Consider the following 17,515-nt stretch of genomic DNA (forward strand, 5'->3'; position numbering starts at 1 on the left):
AATTATGAACCTTTTAATTCCTTTTTCATTTGAAGTATCTCCATTGCTATTTGGGCTGCTTTCGCAAAGTCTTGCCCGCGTTCTGCTTCCTTCTTGCGCTTTTCCTTTTCCTGAATCTCAAGATACCTCGGATAGTCAGCGATTCTTCTTATATAATCACTCATTTCCTTTTCGGAAAGATCATCATTCACAGTCAGCATGGCTAGTTCCGAAACGATGCGCTTTAACTTTTCGTCTTCAATGCGTTGCAGTAACAACCCAGCATTTGGCACATTTCCTTCTTCATAGAAGGCATATAAATACGCTGCAATCGCACGATATTCTTCAATGTTAAAGCCTGCACCAAGCAACTCTTGCACCGAGATGGCAGTATCTGCATTCTTGAGCATATGCGCTAGCAAAATTCGCTCGGCATTTTGGTGAGCCGGCAAAAGTGGCTTGTTTAAATACGTTATACTTCTAGGTTTATTATTCCTGTTTGTATCAACATTATCCTTTTTTTGCTTTTGCTTCTGTTGCTTGTTTATTTGAAACTGCTGCTGTTTCAGCGCTTCCAGCGAGAGATTGAATTCATCAGCAAGCTGTCGCAAATAGTGGTCTTTCTCCACTGCATTTTTGAGCAAGCTAATTTCTTTCACTACCTCTTCGATATAGAGCATGCGTTCTCCTTCATCGTTAAGGTTTTTCCCTCGGCGGAAATATTGGATTTTAAATGCCATTACGGTTAAACTTGCCCCTATTACATCCCTGTTAAACTTCTCTGCACCAAATTTTTGGATATAGTCATCGGGATCAAGTCCATCTGGCATTTGTGCAATTTTTACGTTGCACTCTGCTTTTGCTAAAATACTAGATGCTCGAAAGGTTGCTTCGATTCCTGCCTGATCGGAGTCATAGCAAATGACAATCGATGCGACGTTTCGTTTAAGAAGTTTGGCTTGATCGTCTGTAAGCGACGTTCCTAACGTAGCCACACCGTTTGTTACGCCTGCTCGCCAAGCCGCGATCGTATCTACATAGCCTTCAAACAAGACTGCTTGTTGTTTCTTGCGCATGTTAGGTCTTGCCAGGTGCATGCCATATAGATTCGAACCTTTGTTAAAAATGAGCGTTTCTGGGCTGTTTAAATATTTGGGTTCGCCTTCATCAAGTATGCGTCCCCCAAAACCAATTGTTTTACCGTTTCGATCCCAAATCGGAAACATAATACGGTCTCGAAATCGATCGAAATATTTGCCATCAAACTCTCGCTTGCCTAGCAATCCTGCCTGCATACAAAGTTCTAGCGGCACATTACGACGCATGAGAAAGCTCGTTGCTGTATCCCATGAATTTGGCGCATAACCAATTTGAAACCGAGCAATTGTTTCTTCGTCAAATCCCCGATTTTTCAAATATTGCAATGCTTTGGCTCCTTGCGCTGTATTGACAAGACAATGATGATACAACTTAGCCAATAGCTCATGAGCCTCCATCATTGCGACTTTATCATCGGCTTTCTTACCGGATGGCTGTTGTTGTAGCTGTGGCAAGCTAATACCGGTTTTAGAAGCAATCTGTTGAACGGCTTCTAAGAACGAAAAGCCTTCTATGTTCATTAAGAAGGAAAAGGCATTTCCACCAGCTCCACAGCCGAAGCAATGATAAATTTGTTTTTCAGGAGATACAGAAAAAGAAGGGGATTTCTCACCATGAAATGGACAGAGTCCAAAATAGTTGCGCCCTTGCTTTTTCAAAGATACATAGTCACCAATCAAATCAACAATATCTTGTGACGAACGAACCTTTTCAATCAGTTCCTCTGGAATTCTTTCCATGGTCAACACCACTTTATTTACATTCCCAGCTGTGAAAAAAATCACACAGGGTATAGTATTTCGTTATCTTTCCGTAAAATCCTTCAACATTCGACGATTTTTTTAAATTGCTTGCAAAAACGCTCTACATCACTTGTTAAAAACTTAGCGGGACCTTTCGTTCGATGGCCGGCTCGCCGCTCCTTTCCCGACAAGTACCGCTCAAATAACAAGCGATCCATTTCTTCTTCACTATACATGTACCCGCGAGGATGAATAACTGTAACGCCTTTTTTCATGAGAATGCTCGCTAATCCATAATCTTGCGTAACAGCAACATCACCAGAAGCACTGTGATTCATCACATACAAATCAACCGCTTCCGCCTCCGAATCAACGACTACCCATTCTATCCCCTGTTCTGGCTCTGTAAAGTGTGCATAAGAAATAACAAATGATACAAGCAACGACATTTCCCGACATTGTTCGATAATCGCTCGTTTAATAGGGCCTGGACAAGCGTCGCCATCCACCCATACTTTCCTTATAGAATCAGACATATTGTAGATTTCTACATCCTCCATAAGATTCCTTCTCCTAAACACATTCTGTCGAAGAAAACCTCATTTTGTTTTTAAACGTTGTTTTTCTTTAACAAATGATTACAAAACACGCGGATCCATTCATTTCTAACCTTATTCTAGGTGTACTTTATAACTTTTAATCACAATTTTATATTATAACTAAAAACTATGAATAAAGCTAGAAAAAATGCCCGTAAAAAATCGTGCGAATCTCTCTTTATCCGCACGATTTCTTCGTTGACCAGCTACAGTCAGCCATTAACGATAGCTTTTTCCGATGTAAATGTTGTAAATATGATTCGCTGATTCTTCTACCGCTTTGTTGGAAACATCTACGACCCGACACCCAATTTTTTTAACGATTGCATCAAAGTACGCCAATTCTTGATGAATGCGGTTCATGTTGGCATAGTTTGCTTCCGCATTTAAACCAAGAGCCATGAGGCGTTCTTTGCGAATATCATTTAACTTTTCCGCCGTAATCCCTAAGCCAAAACATTTTCGTGGCGATACTTTAAACAGCTCTTCCGGTGGTTCTACTTCAGGAACGAGCGGCACATTAGCCACCTTCAAACGCTTGTGCGCTAAATATTGAGAGAGCGGCGTTTTGGATGTTCTCGAAACACCAATCAATACGATGTCCGCTTTTAAAATCCCCCGAGGATCGCGACCATCATCATATTTGACAGCAAATTCAATCGCCTCTACTTTTCGGAAATAATCATCATCCAATTGATGAACAATGCCAGGCTCATATCGTGGCACTTGTTGAAGCAAGCCTTGCAAGTTCGTCATCATCGGTCCGATAATATCAATGGCCACCACCTGGCTAGCCGCCGCTTCTTCAAGCAAACAGTCTTTCATTTCAGGGATCACGAGCGTAAAGGCAATGAGTGCTTCTTGCTCTTTTGCGAGTGCTACGACTTCTTTAATCGTCTCTTTATCTTCAACATAAGGAACGCGTTTTAGTTCAAGTGCCGCTGAATTAAATTGACTCGCTGCTGCTTTCACAACGAGTTCTGCTGTTTCCCCAACCGAATCAGATACTATGTAAACCACCGGACGTTTTCTAAGAACTGACATTTCTACCTCCTGTGTATATCCATCAAATAATCATCTCGTCTTTTGCAAGTTCAACGAACGCTTTCGTAATATTCGTTTTTGTAATTCTACCAATGACCTCAAACCCATCATCCTGTTCGGACTTTTTCACGACAGGAAGGCCATCAATTTGCTTCTGTATTAAAATTTGCGCGACATCGAATAAGTAATCCTCTTTCAGACAAAACGTAATATTCGGCATGCGCGTCATAATAATATTAATTGGCATTGCATTTAAATCTTGCTGGCCCATGCTTGCCCGCAGCAAATCTTTTCTTGAAACAACACCTACGAGGTGCGCTTGCTTGTTCACAATAAATAACGTTCCTACATCTTCCAAAAACATCGTACAAATGGCTTCGTACACTGTTGAAGATTCAGAGACAACAACTGGAATGGATGAAAATTCATGCACTTGAATTTTCTTAATCTTTTCTGTGAGCGCTTGTGAGCCTGTTTTTCCCGTGTAAAAATAACCGACGCGCGGGCGAGCATCCAAATACCCCGCCATCGTTAAAATTGCTAGATCGGGGCGTAGCGTCGCTCTCGTTAAATGAAGACGATCTGCAATATGTTCTCCTGTAATTGGTCCATGATCTTTTACAATTTGTAAGATTGTCTCTTGCCGTTTGTTCAGTTCGATTGTTCCCACCACCTTAGCATATGTTAAATGTGACATACTCTTAATTAAACATTATATACTAATTAAGGGTTCAAACGAAAAAAAATCTACTAATTCTTTCTTTTTATTGAAATTTGCTTAATTGATTGAGAAATTTTTTAGATTTAAAATAGATGCCCGAAAACTCTTCAATGTACATCGAGAGCACGGTACGGATCTCATCTTTCGTTGATTGTTTAAGCGTTACGTTTCCTAAACGCTGCAAATCAAAGTGATAAAACAAATGCAACAAACGCGCGGCTGCCGGTGTTAGCGGTAACACATTGGGATCGATCGCTAGGCAGCGCTCACAAAGAAAGCCGCCTTCTCTCATGGAAAACGAAAACGTACCTTCCGTTCGTCCACAATGAACACAGCGATTTACTTGCGGGCCAATCCCCGCTTGCACGAGCATTTTCATTTCAAAAATAGAGAGAATGACTTCCGGATCGACGCCTTCATCAAGAAGATGAAACGATTGATGTAAGTGCTCAAATAAATAGGGATTTGGGCCATTTTCTTCAGTTACTTTATCTAAAAATTCAACCATGTAGGCACAATACGCCGTCTTAAATAAGTCTTCTTTAATGCCTCGAAACGAATCAATGATTTCGCCTTGATTGAGCGACCCTAATCCGCGGTTTTTTTGATACACAAAATAGCCGTATGTAAAAAGCTGCGCAACAGAAGAGAGGCGACTTTTTGGTTTTTTCGCCCCTCTTGCCATTACGCCAATTTTTCCGTTTTCTCTCGTAAAAAGCGTTAGTATTACATTGCTTTCGCCGTAATCTACTTTACGAATCACAATTCCTTCAACCTTTTGTAGCATTAATCCCACCACCAGGTTTTATAATTGAAGGCACCTTATTGGATGGGAGCATCGAGCCCTGTAAAGAAATCAGGTTGATCACTTTGAGCTACAACGTCTCCTTCTAGTTCTTTAAACAACAAATAGGTATCAATATTGCCCGTTTCACAAAATACCTTCCAGGTAAATTCTTTCATGGACCGTTCCACCTTTCACGTTGTTTTTTTAACTTCTTGTCCTTATGGTTACCTTCCTTTTACTTTTCATGTGAAGGAAAAATTGGAAGTTTAATATTCATCCTCATTAAAGCCAAACTCTTTTAAGTTACTGAGCTTGTTGCGCCAATCGTTTTGGACTTTTACGAACAATTCCAAAAACACTTTGGACCCTAATAAGTTTTCAATATCTGTACGTGCTCGCTTCCCAATTTCCTTCAGCATCGATCCTTGCTTACCGATAATAATGCCTTTTTGTGATTTTCGTTCAACGATCACCGTGGCATGAATAAACACCACATTACGCTCTTCGCGTGTTTTCATTTCTTCAATGACAACAGCAATGGAATGAGGCACTTCTTCTCGTGTTAAGTGAAGCACTTTTTCCCGAATGAGTTCGCCTGCAATAAAGCGCTCTGGATGATCAGTTACTTGATCTTCCGGATAATATTGCGGTCCCTCTTCTAAATAATTCGTTATTTGCGTCATGAGCGTGTTCACGTTATTTCCTTGAAGCGCGGAAATCGGAATCACTTCCTGCACATTGATTTTTGACGAATAAAACTCGATCAATGGAAACAGCTTATCTGGCGTAATCGTATCAATTTTGTTGATTACTAAAAAGACAGGCTGATCGATTTGCTCAAGCTTATCAATAATAAACTGATCGCCTCGACCATAGCCTTCCTCTGCATTCACAACAAACAGTATTAAATCCACTTCACGAAGCGTTTGTTGGGCAATCTTCGTCATAAAGTCGCCTAAGCGATGCTTCGGTTTATGAATGCCAGGTGTATCAATAAAGACAACTTGTGCATCTTCTGTTGTGTAAACGCCTTGAATTTTATTACGTGTTGTTTGAGGCTTGTCACTCATGATGGCAATCTTCTGACCGATAATATGATTTAACAATGTTGATTTTCCAACATTCGGTCGACCGATGATGGAGACGAAGCCTGATTTGAAACCTGTTTTATTCATGTAAATCCCCCGGTGAAAACGCGCCCGGAAGCAATGCTTCCACAGTCGTTTCCTGAATATCTCCTTTTAAATTACTTAAATAAACCTTCATTTGCGGCGGACAAAGCTCTGACAATACTTGCCGACAAGCACCACATGGTGGAACCGGTCGATCGGTATCCGCTGTAACAGCAATCGCAACAAACTGTGTATCTCCTTCAGACACCGCTTTATAAAGCGCCGTCCGTTCCGCACAGTTCGTCATAGGATAAGCTGCATTCTCTATGTTCGCTCCGCGATAAACCTTCCCATCATTACTTAATAAAGCCGCACCGACGGGAAACTTGGAATAGGGAACATAAGCAAACGTTCTTGCTGTAAGCGCTTCTTCAATAAGCTGTTTCTTGTCCATTGTATAGCCGCCTCCTTTTCCTTATCTATGATCAACACTTGTACATTCATCTAATGCAGTAAAGAAGCAATCGGGTGTAAAAATAGGAGTAATCCGATTATAACAGCAATTGCACAAAAAACCAAAACCGCTCCCGAAGCGAGGTCTTTTACCTTTTTTGCTAACGGATGATACTCCTCTGTTACTAAGTCAACAAGATGTTCAATCGCCGTATTCACGATTTCTAAGGCAATCACTCCACCAATTACAAGCAAAAGGAGCGCCATTTTTTCTGCAGAAAAGTGGAGAAACATTGCCACTAGGGTAACAAGAATACCCACTCCTACATGAATAAAAATATTTTGCTCGCCTTGGAACGCGGTTTTAATTCCGCGTGCCGCATGAAGGAAGCTTTGCTTAAAGCGATGCATTCGCTTATGCATGAAGCTTACCGCGCTAAGCCGAATGCTTGCAGTATTTCGTCTTGACGACCGAACATTTCTTTTTCATCTTCTTCTGTCATATGATCATAACCGAGCAGATGCAAAAAGCCATGAAGCGTTAAAAATCCAATTTCCCTTGAAAGCGAATGACCGTATTCCTCAGCCTGTTCTTTCGCCGTATCAAGGGAGATGATAATGTCACCTAAGATGCGTGGCAGATCTGCACCAGAAATTTCAAGCTCTCCTTCTCCCATTTCTTCCATCGCAAATGAAATAACATCGGTTGCCCGGTCTTTATCGCGGTACTGCTTGTTTATTTCATGAATCACTTCATCCGTCACGAAGGTAATCGATACTTCAGCGTCTCCCGTAATGCCTTCCATTTCTGCTGCCTTTTCTAAGAGATTCCGAACGTCTTGTTCTTGCTGTGCGGTTACTTGTTCTGTTTCATCTGTAAAATCAATGTGTAACGTCATTTTTTCCACCTACTTTTTCAATTGCTGTTCTGGATATTCAATACGCGAATGAAAAATTCCATTTAACGTCTCACTTAGCGTTTGTGCGACGGTATCAAGTTCTTTGAATGTTAATTCACATTCATCAAATTGACCATCCTCTAGTCGCTCCGTAATGATTTTGCGAATAATCGCATCAATTTTTACAGGCGTTGGTTTAGAAAGCGAGCGAACAGCCGCCTCAACTCCATCTGCAATGCCCACTACTGCCGATTCCCGACTTTGGGCTTTCGGCCCCGGATAGCGGAAATCCGATTCAGGAATCTCTTTTCCGCATTGGTCCTTTGCTTTAATGTAAAAATAACGTAGCAAAGACGTACCGTGATGCTGCTCAGCAATATCGATAATTTCTTGGGGCAGCTTGTACTCTTTTAACATTTTTGAGCCGTCATACGGATGAGCAATAATTATTGTACTCGATAGTTGCGGCGCAATTTTGTCGTGCGGATTTTCCATGTTCATTTGGTTTTCAATAAAAAAGTGCGGACGTTTCGTTTTCCCAATATCATGATAGTACGCCCCGACTCTTGCTACCAACCCATTAGCTCCAATCGATTCACAGCCTGCTTCTGCTAAATTAGCAACCATAATGGAGTGATGATACGTCCCTGGTGCTTCAATTAATAACTTTCGCAACAGAGGGTGATTTGGATTCGAGAGCTCAATAAGCTTTGTAGTTGATAAAATTTGAAACCACGATTCTAACATCGGCATTAACCCAAGTGCCAGAATCGTTGAAACAAAACCAGATAATAAGCCAAGACCAAGCTCAATGCCAACTTGCCCGATCGTGTACTTCGCGTTTTGCAAAAATAAAATACTTAAAATACACAACACATTAACGAAGGCAACAAATGTACCGGCTTTCAGGATCCGTGTTTTGTAATGACGCTTTCCTAAAAATAAAACACCTGATAAGCATCCAACAAGCACATAAAAGGTTAGCGAAAAATTAAAGGTGCCTGTCGAGCCTTCATTAAAAAGTAAGCTAGCGCATAAGGCAAAAAAGAAGCTGCTTATAATCGCGGTTCGTTCGTCTAACAACATCTTAATCATCATGGCACCTGCCGCAAATGGTGCGACAAAGTAAATCCCATCAATCTCCATTTTATCGGCAAAGCTAACAAGCTTCATGCACAGGAGGGTAAAGGTGACAAGAATGATATACAGAAGCATCGTTTTTTTCGTGATCCGTTCTTTTGTTGGCGACTCCTGTAATAAATAATACAAGCCGACCATGAGAATCAGAACAAAAAGAAATAATCCTGTATACGGATAAAAACCCGTTTCCTTATCTAGCAAACCAACAAGCTTCAGTTGTTTAAATTTCTCTGGTGTTACAACATCGCCTTTGCGAACAATAATTTCGCCTTCTTTAATGACAACCGGCTCTGTTTCATCGATGGCTTTTTGTTTGGCGGCCTTTGTTTCATCCACATTTAACAAATAATTTGACACAATATTATTTTTTGTAATTTCTACAACCGCATTCATGAGCGCACGAGGAAGTTTTAAATTTTGGCGAATTTTATTTTCTGCGCGCTCGCGATAATCATCGACCTGTCCTAACGTAATCTTATTGCTTTCGGTTTCACTGATCACAGAAGAGGTGAATTCTCGTGCGGTATCCAAGTCATTGGAAGAAGCCTTAAAGAGTGCTTCATACGCATCTGGGGAGATTTTTTCGTTATCTACAAGACCTTTTACTTGCTCAATTTTTTGGTCAAGAGAAAGGGTGTCTTCTTTGTCCTTGTGACTTTTTTCGGTTTCGTTAATTTTTTTAATCGCTTTAAACAAATCACTCGACTTTGTCGCTTGCGTCAATGGACTGTTTTTATCGTACGAATAAATATTATCCACTTGATCCGCCGCTTCACCTTGCTTCTTCTGTGTTTCCTCCTTCATTTCAATCGTGATCGGTGATTGAATGTCGCGAGGCGAATAAGAATACGTTTCCACATCGACCGTATTTGGTCGGACGTTACTTACGAGCATTGCATACACAATGCATCCTAATAAAACAAATAACAGTACCTTTGCCTGTTTCGGTGAAGTTTGGTTCCACTTCAACACCTTCTGTTTTTGCTTCGTCAATTGTATAACCTCCGCTTGTTTCTGCTCATTATTATAGTAACAAAAACTGGACATGGAAGGTACTTATAAAAAAAAGAAAAAGCTTTCAGGTTAAAAAACCCGTCCCGCTTTTTCTCTAGTTCTCCTCACTCGTCTCATACGCGGCAATAATTCGTTGTACAAGTGGGTGGCGAACGACGTCTAACTGTTTCAATGCAATGATTGAAATGCCGTGCACACCTTGTAATGTCCGTTCTGCTACTTTTAAACCTGATTCTTTTCCCCGCGGTAGGTCAATTTGCGTGACATCACCGGTAATCACCATTTTTGAGCCAAAACCAAGTCTCGTTAAAAACATTTTCATTTGCTCAGGCGTTGTATTTTGTGCTTCATCAAGAATAACAAAGCATTCATCAAGCGTTCGTCCTCTCATATAGGCAAGAGGGGCAATTTCAATCGTCCCACGTTCAATGAGACGCTCTGTATGCTCTGCTCCTAATAAATCATGAAGCGCGTCGTACAGCGGTCGTAAATACGGATCGACCTTTTCTTTTAAATCACCCGGTAAAAATCCTAAACTTTCACCCGCTTCGACAGCTGGGCGCGTTAGAACGATTTTCTTAATGCGTCCTTCTTTTAAGGCGGCAACCGCCATCACAACGGCTAAATACGTCTTTCCTGTACCTGCTGGACCAATCCCAAAAACGAGATCGCGCTTTTGCATGGCGGATACATAATGACGTTGCCCTAATGTTTTTACACGAATCGGACGGCCTTTCACGTTCGTTGTAATTTCTTCAGAATACAGTTCTTTCATTTCATCTAGCATATCTTGATCGGCTAATTGCACGGCATACACAATGTCACGTTGGGAAAGATGCATACCGCCTCGTATGAGTGTTAATAACGTTAACAGCACATCCTCGACCTTTTGTGTTTGTTCAGCAGTGCCAGCGACAGAAATGCCTTCTCCACGCGAAACAATCGTAACATCCCACTTCTCCTCAATGATGGTTAGAAAGGCGTCATTTGGACCAAAGAGGGCTTGTGCTTCTGCTTGATTTTCGAGTTGCAAGCGGTGTAATTTAATCGGTTCTGTCAAACGACTCAGTCTCCTTGTTGGATAGGTATAGGTTGCTCAGATGCAATATTTTCTATTACTTGGTAATGCATCGATAAATTAACTTTACCATTAGAAACAGTCATCCGCAAAATTTTTTCATCAATAATTTTTGATCCGGGCGGCAACCGTTTAGCGACATCTTTGTACGCCATTTTTTTACCAGCGAGAATCGCTTCTTCTTTCGTATATTCTCGCTTTACGCCATCTGTTTCACGATACTGTTTTTTCTCATAGGAAAGTGGCATGGTCCACTTCCAAAACTTTAACGGTGTCTCATCTTCACTTTCTTCCTTATGCTTATAATCGCCTTCGCTAAAGCCCCAAACAGGTATAGAAACACCAAAAAGGTTCAAAAAATGACGGGAGGAAGAGCGGCCTGTATACGTATTAAAATGCGTAACAAGCGGTACAGAAACCTTTGATGTATACCACGTTTCTCCCATGACTACCCCTTTTGCCGGAACAAGCTCCGCATGCTGTTCATTGCCAATATAACCTGAAACGAGCAGACTGCCCTTAGAGACATATTGATTGATCGATACAACGGGCTGTCCTTTTTCAACGAACATATCATGGATCACCGCATCTTTTTTTGCCACTAAATGACGTGGAGAGGCTGTTTTTTCTCGTTTTGGAATATCTTTTTCAACAACTTGGAACGTAAAGGTTGTCCCGTGTAAGCCAACACCAATCCACGTAACGTTATCCATTTCATTCGTTAGCCTGCGCTGTATTTCACGAACATTGGGAAGCAGAAAAATAAATTTCCCTTTCGTTACACCGATTTTTTTCGCAGCCTTAATTAGCTCGTATTCTGTTTTAGGATTTGCTCCAGTGACGTTTATATTCCAAACCATGTTTGATAAGAGAACGACGGCAACAAAAAAAGCAAGTATTCCAAGCACAATTCCATTTCTTCGCCACAAGCGTAGCAACCAAAAAGCCCAGCCCATCTTTTCTAAAAAGCGCAGCTTACAGCCTGTCTTTTTTAAAACCGCAGAAATCTTTTTTAAATCTTTCGTATAAAAACAAAGCGATACCGTTTCTGGCGAAGTGCGACGAACCTCCCAAATTGCTAGCTTTTTTTCTAAGCAAGCATTCATAAACGTTTCAATCTGCTTTCCTCGCACTTCTACTTTCACATGATTAGACACAGGCTCTAGCCAATCTTTTTTCATGTACCTTTCCCCCTAACAACGGCCTTTTATTAAGATGGTGTTTCATAATAAACACCGTCAATCGCACCCTCAAGTAATATTTCCTCTGGCAAAATCGTTTTTATCACGAAATCACGTCCTTTAATAACAAGAGAACCCGTTTTAAGGCGCAGCATTAATTGTTCATTTGAAAACGAAATAACGCCACGATGATTTTCAATATAAATATGAAGTTGACCGATCATCGTGATGCGGGGCAGATCCATCATGGCATCCGCGGGGAGGTCTAATTTCTCTACCATCCATTTTGTTACCTGTTGTCTCCACTTCCCCATTCCTAACACCCCTCTCCTTTTATTTCTATGAGAAAAGAAGGCGCGCTATCACACTTTTTACAAAGGAACGAAGGTCGTTAGGCGATTCTTATAAACGCCACAAAAAAAAGAACACATCACAGGAAACTGCGACATGTTCTTTTAAAGAAAGGGTATAAAGTTAATTGTTTTTCTTACGATACGCGCGTGGTTTGCTAAGAATTTCAGACCAGACAATGGCCTGCACTACTTGCTTGCGATCTACGCTTACCGTCAACTCAGTGCTTCGATCACGATAGCGATTTCTTTCATGAAGAATCGTTTTTTCGTGAGCAATCATAGGAAGTGGCATGCTGACTTCTTCTGGTCGTGTTTCTGCTTCTTTATTTTTGTTCTCGTTTTTTTTCTTACTCTTTTTCTTTTTTTGTTTCGTTGTTGACGAGTCTTCTGGATCGCTGCCACTCATTTTTTTAATAAAGGTCCAGATCAGGCCGACAACAATAATCCATACTGGGAAAGGAACATGTTTTAAGAGATCTTCCATCCTTACTCTCCTTTAGAATTCGGTAAGTCATCTCCTGATTGAGGATCGGTCGATTTGCTAATGGATTCTCTCATCGACGTATCCGCCATCACATTCGTTAAATTCGCATAATCTAATACGCCTAGTTTCCCAGAGCGTAGAGCATCGGCCATCGCTAGCGGTACTTGTGCTTCTGCTTCCACTACTTTAGAGCGCATTTCCTGTACTTTGGCTAGCATTTCTTGCTCATTAGCGACTGCCATAGCTCGGCGCTCTTCCGCTTTCGCTTGCGCAATATTTTTATCAGCCATCGCTTGATCGGTTTGTAACGCCGCACCAATATTTTTGCCAATATCAATATCCGCTATATCAATGGATAAAATCTCAAAAGCGGTTCCGGAATCTAAGCCTTTAGAAAGAACCGTTTGCGAAATCGTATCTGGATTTTCTAATACTTTCTTATGATCCACGCTCGATCCAATGGTTGAAACAATGCCTTCCCCAACACGAGCAATGATTGTTTCTTCACCCGCGCCCCCAACAAGACGATCGATATTAGCACGAACCGTTATTTTTGCTTTCGCTTTCACTTCAATACCATTTAAGGCAACCCCTGCAATAAAAGGCGTTTCAATGACTTTTGGGTTTACGCTCATTTGCACGGCTTGTAAGACGTCACGACCTGCTAAATCAATAGCCGCTGTACGTTCAAAGCTTAAATCAATGTTCGCACGATGCGCCGCAATAATAGCATTCACGACACGGTCAACGTTACCACCAGCTAAATAGTGACTTTCTAATTGATTGGTTGATAGGTTCAAGCCTGCTTTTTGCGCTTTAATGAGCGGATTTACAACACGTGACGGTGTCACGCGTCGTAAACGCATGCCAATTAAGGTGAAAATGCCTACTTTTACGCCTGCTGCTAACGCCGAAATCCAAAGCGTAACCGGTACAAATGTAAATAGAATAATGACGGCAATAACAATAACGCCGACTAATATAAGTGATCCCATCTTTATTCATCCCCTTTTGTTAATGAGTTATGTTCTTCTACTTCCCGAACGACAATACGTGCACCTTCTACTTTTACAATCTTCACGTGCGTTCCTTTCGCAATAAACGTTCCTTCTGTCACCACATCAAGTCTGTCTCCATTGAAGTCGGCGGTCCCTGCTGGTCGAAGCGGCGTGAGCGCAAGCACTACTTTGCCGATCAATTCTTTGCGCTCATTACTCGATACATAGCCTTTTTCATTACTCGTACTATCAAAGAGCACCAGTTTTTTTAACGGACCATTGTAACCGAACACGCGCAAAAAGAAGTATGCGCCAATGACCGTTACACTTAAGGCGATGACGAGCGCACTTAATATGACGGTATACGAGCCAGCAGCAAGGACAAGACCATACACGGCTCCTCCTAAGCCAATAACGCCCAGAATACCACCTGGAACGAATATTTCAAGAAAAAGGAGGAATAGCCCTATGAAGAAGATAATCGCTGGATATACCCCTGCAACGCCCGCCAAATAGTGACCGAAGAAGTACAGGAAGAAAGACGCCGTTCCAATGGCTCCCGGAATGCCAAACCCAGGTGTAAAGAGCTCGATCACAATGCCTAAACAACCAATGGTTAAAAGGAGGACGATGACTACCGGATGCGTCGTCCACTTTCCTACTTTCTCCAGAAACGTCTCATCACTTGCTTGCGTCTTTTCTCCTGCCATTTCTACGAGATGGCTGTCGGCTATGTATACTGTAGATGGGACCGGTGAAGGGTGCGCATACCCTACTTTTCCCCCTATGACAGCCATTGCAAGAACAAAGATTCCAAAAAAGAACGCAGTCAGCTTTTTCACAACACCCACTCCCCTCCTCTCCATTTTACGATACTTCTTAGGAAAAGTTTCCCTTAATTTAAATTTTTCGGCGAAAATGCCTAAAAAAATGCAAAAAGACGCCCTTAAAGGAGGAACCTTTAAGGGCGTCTATAGATCATTTTGATAAATGTTGTTGAACAAGGCGGCTTACGAGTGATGCATCTGCTTTGCCTTTAATGTGAGGCAATACAGCTCCCATTACCTTGCCCATCTGTGCTTTAGATGTAGCACCCACTTCTTGAATGGCTGCTAAAACGAGATCATTAACCTCATCATCTGTCAGCTGCTTTGGCATATAATCGGTGATGATCGCAATTTCGGCTCTAATGCCTTCTGCTAAATCCTCACGACCTGCGTTTTCAAATTCATGGAGGGAGTCTTTTCTTTGTTTCATTTCACGTGCGAGAACAGTAAGCTCTTCTTCTTCATTTATGTCGCGTCCGAGCTTGATGGATTCGTTTTGAAGGGATGCCTTCACCATACGAATCACCGAAAGCTTTTGCTTATTTTTGTCCTTCATCGCTTGTTTCATGTCTTGGTTCAATCGTTCAAGAAGACTCATTACTTACACCTCACTTAGAACTTACGCTTTCTTGCTGCCTCAGCCTTCTTCTTACGTTTAACGCTTGGCTTTTCATAATGTTTACGCTTTTTAACTTCAGCCAAAGTTCCATCTTTGGAAACGGATCTTTTAAAACGACGAAGAGCATCATCAATGGATTCGTTCTTACGAACACGAGTTTCTGCCATTTTCTTTCCCTCCCTCCAGACCATCTAAGCTACGAAACATAGCCTAAATGCGTCACATATCTTTTGCAATTATAATATACGAAATGATAATGGTCAACAAGAAACAGTTTTGTTTTAATAATCTGAATCCGATGCCCGTCCTTCCACAATGGCAACGCTTGCACTTGCGCCGATTCTTGTAGCCCCCGCATCGATCATTTTTTGAAACGTTTCGGGATCCCGAATGCCGCCTGAGGCTTTTACGCCGATCGTAGGTCCAACCGTTTTGCGCATCAATGCAATATCTTCTACTGTCGCTCCACCGCTTGAAAAGCCTGTGGACGTTTTAACAAAGTGCGCACCAGCTTTCACCGCCAGCTGACATGCTCTCACCTTTTCTTCTTCTGTTAAAAGGGACGTTTCTAAAATGACTTTAACGAGCGCATTTCCTTTCGCTGCTTGTTCCACAACTGCCGCAATATCTTGCGTAACGATCGTGTCATCACCGCTTTTTAGAGCGCCAATGTTTAAGACCATGTCAATTTCACGCGCGCCATTTTGCAACGCGTTTCTCGTTTCAAATGCTTTCACATCTGAAGTGGTCGCACCAAATGGAAACCCGATGACCGTACAGACGAGCACCGATGATTTTTTTAAATGATCAAAAGCTGTGTACACCCAAAAAGGGTTAACACATACTGAGTAAAAACCGTATCTTTTTGCTTCCTCACATAGCGTGAGAATATGCTTGACCGTCGTTTCCGGCTTTAAAGCGGTATGATCGATCATTTTGGCAACATCCATACCAAGCACCCTCTTTTGTTTTTTAACAATAGGGTTTGAAAAAAAAGCCCGGTATATACCGAGCTTTTTCGTAATCCTTATACATTGATTGCTTTAGCAATCGTATTTTCTTCAAGAATGGTAACAAATTGCCCGTCGTTATAAGGATAGCCTGCTTTTGTAATTTTTACTTTGACAAGCTTACCGATCATATCCTCACGCGCTGGGAAACGAACTTTTAAATAGTTCGATGTATAGCCCACGAAGTGACCTGTTACGCCTTCTTCTTTATATTCCTCTTCTGGAATAACATCAACCACTTCATTTTCATAATGAGACGCATATTCTTTTGCCAATTGATTCGATAGCTCAATTAAGCGATGCACGCGTTCATTCTTCACATCTTCTGGTACTTGGTCTTCCATGCGCGCCGCAGGGGTACCCGTACGTTTTGAGTACGGAAACACGTGAAGCTCAGAAAACTTATGATCACGGATAAAATTGTACGTTTCCATAAACTCTTCTTCTGTCTCGCCAGGGAAACCTACGATCACATCGGAGGTAATCGCTAAACCAGGCAATGCTTTTTTTAGTTTGCCAATGCGATCGGCAAACATGTCCATCGTATATTTACGACGCATCCGACGAAGAACAGAGTCAGAGCCGGACTGAAGAGGAATATGAAGATGCGGAACAATCGTATCCGACGCATCCATAACCGCAATCACTTCGTCCGTAATTTGACTTGCTTCGATGGAAGAAATACGCAGTCGTTTCAATCCAACCACTTTTTCGTCCAATTCTTTAAGCAACATAGCGAAATTATAATCCTTTAGATCCTCACCATAGCCTGCTGTATGAATGCCTGTAAGCACGATTTCTTTATAGCCTGCATCCACAAGCTGTTGCGCTTGTGTAATGACTTCACTTGCGTCACGAGAGCGCAGAAGGCCTCGTGCCCACGGAATAATGCAAAACGTACAAAAATTATTACAGCCTTCTTGAATCTTGAGAGAGGCGCGTGTACGATCTGTAAACGATGGCACGTCTAACTCTTCATACACACGTGCTTTCATAATGTTGCTCACGCCATTAATCGGCAAACGCTCTTCTTTAAATTGTGCAATATACGTAAGCATTTTATGACGATCTTGTGTACCAACGACGATGTCTACGCCTGGAATCGCCATAATTTCTGCTGGCGACGTTTGTGCATAACACCCCGTTACACAAATGACCGCATCCGGATTTTTACGAATGGCACGTCGAATCACTTGACGGCTTTTTTTATCCCCTGTATTTGTTACTGTACATGTATTAATCACATAAACATCAGCTGTTTGTTCAAATTCTCGACGCTCGTACCCATCCGCTTGAAACAGTTGCCAAATCGCTTCTGTTTCGTAATGGTTTACTTTACAGCCTAATGTATGAAAAGCCACTGACGGCATTTTCAA

At 41.7% G+C, this 17,515-nt stretch carries 21 protein-coding genes; all 21 read right to left on the reverse strand.

The window, feature by feature from the left end; translation table 11 throughout:
• Positions 1 to 2: 2 nt before the first annotated feature.
• The 21 genes from dnaG to mtaB all read right to left on the reverse strand — a co-directional run bounded on the left by dnaG (position 3) and on the right by mtaB (position 17,509).
• Complete coding sequence (dnaG, locus tag A374_RS10700; RefSeq protein ID WP_007202222.1) at positions 3 to 1,817, reverse strand: DNA primase; 1,815 nt, start codon at positions 1,815 to 1,817, stop codon at positions 3 to 5.
• A gap of 83 nt (positions 1,818 to 1,900) precedes the next feature.
• Complete coding sequence (locus A374_RS10705; protein ID WP_007202223.1) at positions 1,901 to 2,380, reverse strand: YaiI/YqxD family protein; 480 nt, start codon at positions 2,378 to 2,380, stop codon at positions 1,901 to 1,903.
• A gap of 258 nt (positions 2,381 to 2,638) precedes the next feature.
• On the reverse strand, positions 2,639 to 3,463 hold the full coding sequence (locus tag A374_RS10710) for a pyruvate, water dikinase regulatory protein (RefSeq protein ID WP_007202224.1): 825 nt from the start codon (positions 3,461 to 3,463) through the stop codon (positions 2,639 to 2,641).
• 22 nt (positions 3,464 to 3,485) lie between these two features.
• Complete coding sequence (ccpN, locus tag A374_RS10715; RefSeq protein ID WP_040340548.1) at positions 3,486 to 4,136, reverse strand: transcriptional regulator CcpN; 651 nt, start codon at positions 4,134 to 4,136, stop codon at positions 3,486 to 3,488.
• Between the two features lie 91 nt (positions 4,137 to 4,227).
• Entirely contained in the window at positions 4,228 to 4,971 is a 744-nt protein-coding gene (gene recO, locus A374_RS10720) for a DNA repair protein RecO (RefSeq protein WP_007202226.1), read from the reverse strand.
• Positions 4,972 to 5,006: 35 nt separating this feature from the next.
• Complete coding sequence (locus A374_RS20035) at positions 5,007 to 5,147, reverse strand: YqzL family protein (protein ID WP_007202227.1); 141 nt, start codon at positions 5,145 to 5,147, stop codon at positions 5,007 to 5,009.
• A 90-nt stretch (positions 5,148 to 5,237) separates the two neighbouring features.
• Complete coding sequence (gene era / locus A374_RS10725) at positions 5,238 to 6,146, reverse strand: GTPase Era (protein WP_007202228.1); 909 nt, start codon at positions 6,144 to 6,146, stop codon at positions 5,238 to 5,240.
• On the reverse strand, positions 6,139 to 6,537 hold the full coding sequence (locus tag A374_RS10730; RefSeq protein WP_007202229.1) for a cytidine deaminase: 399 nt from the start codon (positions 6,535 to 6,537) through the stop codon (positions 6,139 to 6,141). The genes era and A374_RS10730 overlap by 8 nt, the downstream gene beginning before the upstream one ends.
• A 50-nt stretch (positions 6,538 to 6,587) precedes the next feature.
• Positions 6,588 to 6,959 (reverse strand): diacylglycerol kinase family protein, encoded by a 372-nt coding sequence (locus A374_RS10735; RefSeq protein ID WP_007202230.1) that lies wholly within the window; start codon positions 6,957 to 6,959, stop codon positions 6,588 to 6,590.
• 5 nt (positions 6,960 to 6,964) lie between these two features.
• Positions 6,965 to 7,435, reverse strand: a complete 471-nt coding sequence (ybeY, locus tag A374_RS10740; RefSeq protein ID WP_007202231.1) for an rRNA maturation RNase YbeY — start codon at positions 7,433 to 7,435, stop codon at positions 6,965 to 6,967.
• Between the two features lie 9 nt (positions 7,436 to 7,444).
• A complete protein-coding gene (locus A374_RS10745; RefSeq protein WP_007202232.1) occupies positions 7,445 to 9,568 on the reverse strand; it encodes an HD family phosphohydrolase in 2,124 nt (707 codons plus the stop codon).
• Positions 9,569 to 9,683: 115 nt separating this feature from the next.
• The gene (locus A374_RS10750) at positions 9,684 to 10,649 is read right to left on the reverse strand and encodes a PhoH family protein (protein WP_007202233.1); all 966 of its coding nucleotides are present in this window, start codon (positions 10,647 to 10,649) and stop codon (positions 9,684 to 9,686) included.
• Between the two features lie 5 nt (positions 10,650 to 10,654).
• Positions 10,655 to 11,848, reverse strand: a complete 1,194-nt coding sequence (gene yqfD, locus A374_RS10755; RefSeq protein ID WP_007202234.1) for a sporulation protein YqfD — start codon at positions 11,846 to 11,848, stop codon at positions 10,655 to 10,657.
• Between the two features lie 29 nt (positions 11,849 to 11,877).
• Positions 11,878 to 12,162 carry a sporulation protein YqfC gene (yqfC, locus tag A374_RS10760; protein ID WP_007202235.1) on the reverse strand — a complete coding sequence of 95 codons (285 nt, stop codon included), beginning with the start codon at positions 12,160 to 12,162 and terminating at the stop codon, positions 11,878 to 11,880.
• 160 nt (positions 12,163 to 12,322) lie between these two features.
• Positions 12,323 to 12,685 (reverse strand): hypothetical protein, encoded by a 363-nt coding sequence (locus tag A374_RS10765; RefSeq protein ID WP_007202236.1) that lies wholly within the window; start codon positions 12,683 to 12,685, stop codon positions 12,323 to 12,325.
• Between the two features lie 2 nt (positions 12,686 to 12,687).
• Complete coding sequence (floA, locus tag A374_RS10770; RefSeq protein ID WP_007202237.1) at positions 12,688 to 13,680, reverse strand: flotillin-like protein FloA; 993 nt, start codon at positions 13,678 to 13,680, stop codon at positions 12,688 to 12,690.
• 2 nt (positions 13,681 to 13,682) lie between these two features.
• Complete coding sequence (locus A374_RS10775; protein WP_007202238.1) at positions 13,683 to 14,534, reverse strand: NfeD family protein; 852 nt, start codon at positions 14,532 to 14,534, stop codon at positions 13,683 to 13,685.
• A 127-nt stretch (positions 14,535 to 14,661) separates the two neighbouring features.
• Positions 14,662 to 15,108 carry a GatB/YqeY domain-containing protein gene (locus A374_RS10780; protein ID WP_007202239.1) on the reverse strand — a complete coding sequence of 149 codons (447 nt, stop codon included), beginning with the start codon at positions 15,106 to 15,108 and terminating at the stop codon, positions 14,662 to 14,664.
• A 14-nt stretch (positions 15,109 to 15,122) separates the two neighbouring features.
• Entirely contained in the window at positions 15,123 to 15,296 is a 174-nt protein-coding gene (gene rpsU / locus A374_RS10785) for a 30S ribosomal protein S21 (RefSeq protein ID WP_007202240.1), read from the reverse strand.
• A gap of 114 nt (positions 15,297 to 15,410) precedes the next feature.
• Complete coding sequence (gene deoC / locus A374_RS10790) at positions 15,411 to 16,079, reverse strand: deoxyribose-phosphate aldolase (RefSeq protein ID WP_007202241.1); 669 nt, start codon at positions 16,077 to 16,079, stop codon at positions 15,411 to 15,413.
• A gap of 77 nt (positions 16,080 to 16,156) precedes the next feature.
• Positions 16,157 to 17,509: a tRNA (N(6)-L-threonylcarbamoyladenosine(37)-C(2))-methylthiotransferase MtaB gene (gene mtaB / locus A374_RS10795; RefSeq protein ID WP_007202242.1), complete on the reverse strand. Its 1,353-nt coding sequence runs from the start codon at positions 17,507 to 17,509 to the stop codon at positions 16,157 to 16,159.
• Between the last annotated feature and the right edge of the window lie 6 nt (positions 17,510 to 17,515).

Source organism: Fictibacillus macauensis ZFHKF-1 (genome assembly GCF_000269865.1).
GTDB classification, from domain to species: domain Bacteria; phylum Bacillota; class Bacilli; order Bacillales; family Fictibacillaceae; genus Fictibacillus_C; species Fictibacillus_C macauensis.

Excerpts from the sequence above, each read along its gene's own strand:
- yqfC (WP_007202235.1), bottom strand. The coding sequence starts at position 12,162 with ATGGGGAAGTGGAGACAACAGGTAACAAAATGGATGGTAGAGAAATTA.
- A374_RS20035 (WP_007202227.1), bottom strand. The coding sequence starts at position 5,147 with ATGAAAGAATTTACCTGGAAGGTATTTTGTGAAACGGGCAATATTGAT.
- A374_RS10730 (WP_007202229.1), bottom strand. The coding sequence starts at position 6,537 with ATGGACAAGAAACAGCTTATTGAAGAAGCGCTTACAGCAAGAACGTTT.
- yqfD (WP_007202234.1), bottom strand. The coding sequence starts at position 11,848 with ATGAAAAAAGATTGGCTAGAGCCTGTGTCTAATCATGTGAAAGTAGAA.
- rpsU (WP_007202240.1), bottom strand. The coding sequence starts at position 15,296 with ATGGCAGAAACTCGTGTTCGTAAGAACGAATCCATTGATGATGCTCTT.
- ybeY (WP_007202231.1), bottom strand. The coding sequence starts at position 7,435 with ATGACGTTACACATTGATTTTACAGATGAAACAGAACAAGTAACCGCA.
- A374_RS10765 (WP_007202236.1), bottom strand. The coding sequence starts at position 12,685 with ATGGAAGATCTCTTAAAACATGTTCCTTTCCCAGTATGGATTATTGTT.
- dnaG (WP_007202222.1), bottom strand. The coding sequence starts at position 1,817 with ATGGAAAGAATTCCAGAGGAACTGATTGAAAAGGTTCGTTCGTCACAA.
- mtaB (WP_007202242.1), bottom strand. The coding sequence starts at position 17,509 with ATGCCGTCAGTGGCTTTTCATACATTAGGCTGTAAAGTAAACCATTAC.
- A374_RS10735 (WP_007202230.1), bottom strand. The coding sequence starts at position 6,959 with ATGCATAAGCGAATGCATCGCTTTAAGCAAAGCTTCCTTCATGCGGCA.
- floA (WP_007202237.1), bottom strand. The coding sequence starts at position 13,680 with ATGGGATCACTTATATTAGTCGGCGTTATTGTTATTGCCGTCATTATT.
- A374_RS10705 (WP_007202223.1), bottom strand. The coding sequence starts at position 2,380 with ATGGAGGATGTAGAAATCTACAATATGTCTGATTCTATAAGGAAAGTA.
- A374_RS10710 (WP_007202224.1), bottom strand. The coding sequence starts at position 3,463 with ATGTCAGTTCTTAGAAAACGTCCGGTGGTTTACATAGTATCTGATTCG.
- era (WP_007202228.1), bottom strand. The coding sequence starts at position 6,146 with ATGAATAAAACAGGTTTCAAATCAGGCTTCGTCTCCATCATCGGTCGA.
- deoC (WP_007202241.1), bottom strand. The coding sequence starts at position 16,079 with ATGGATGTTGCCAAAATGATCGATCATACCGCTTTAAAGCCGGAAACG.
- recO (WP_007202226.1), bottom strand. The coding sequence starts at position 4,971 with ATGCTACAAAAGGTTGAAGGAATTGTGATTCGTAAAGTAGATTACGGC.
- A374_RS10780 (WP_007202239.1), bottom strand. The coding sequence starts at position 15,108 with ATGAGTCTTCTTGAACGATTGAACCAAGACATGAAACAAGCGATGAAG.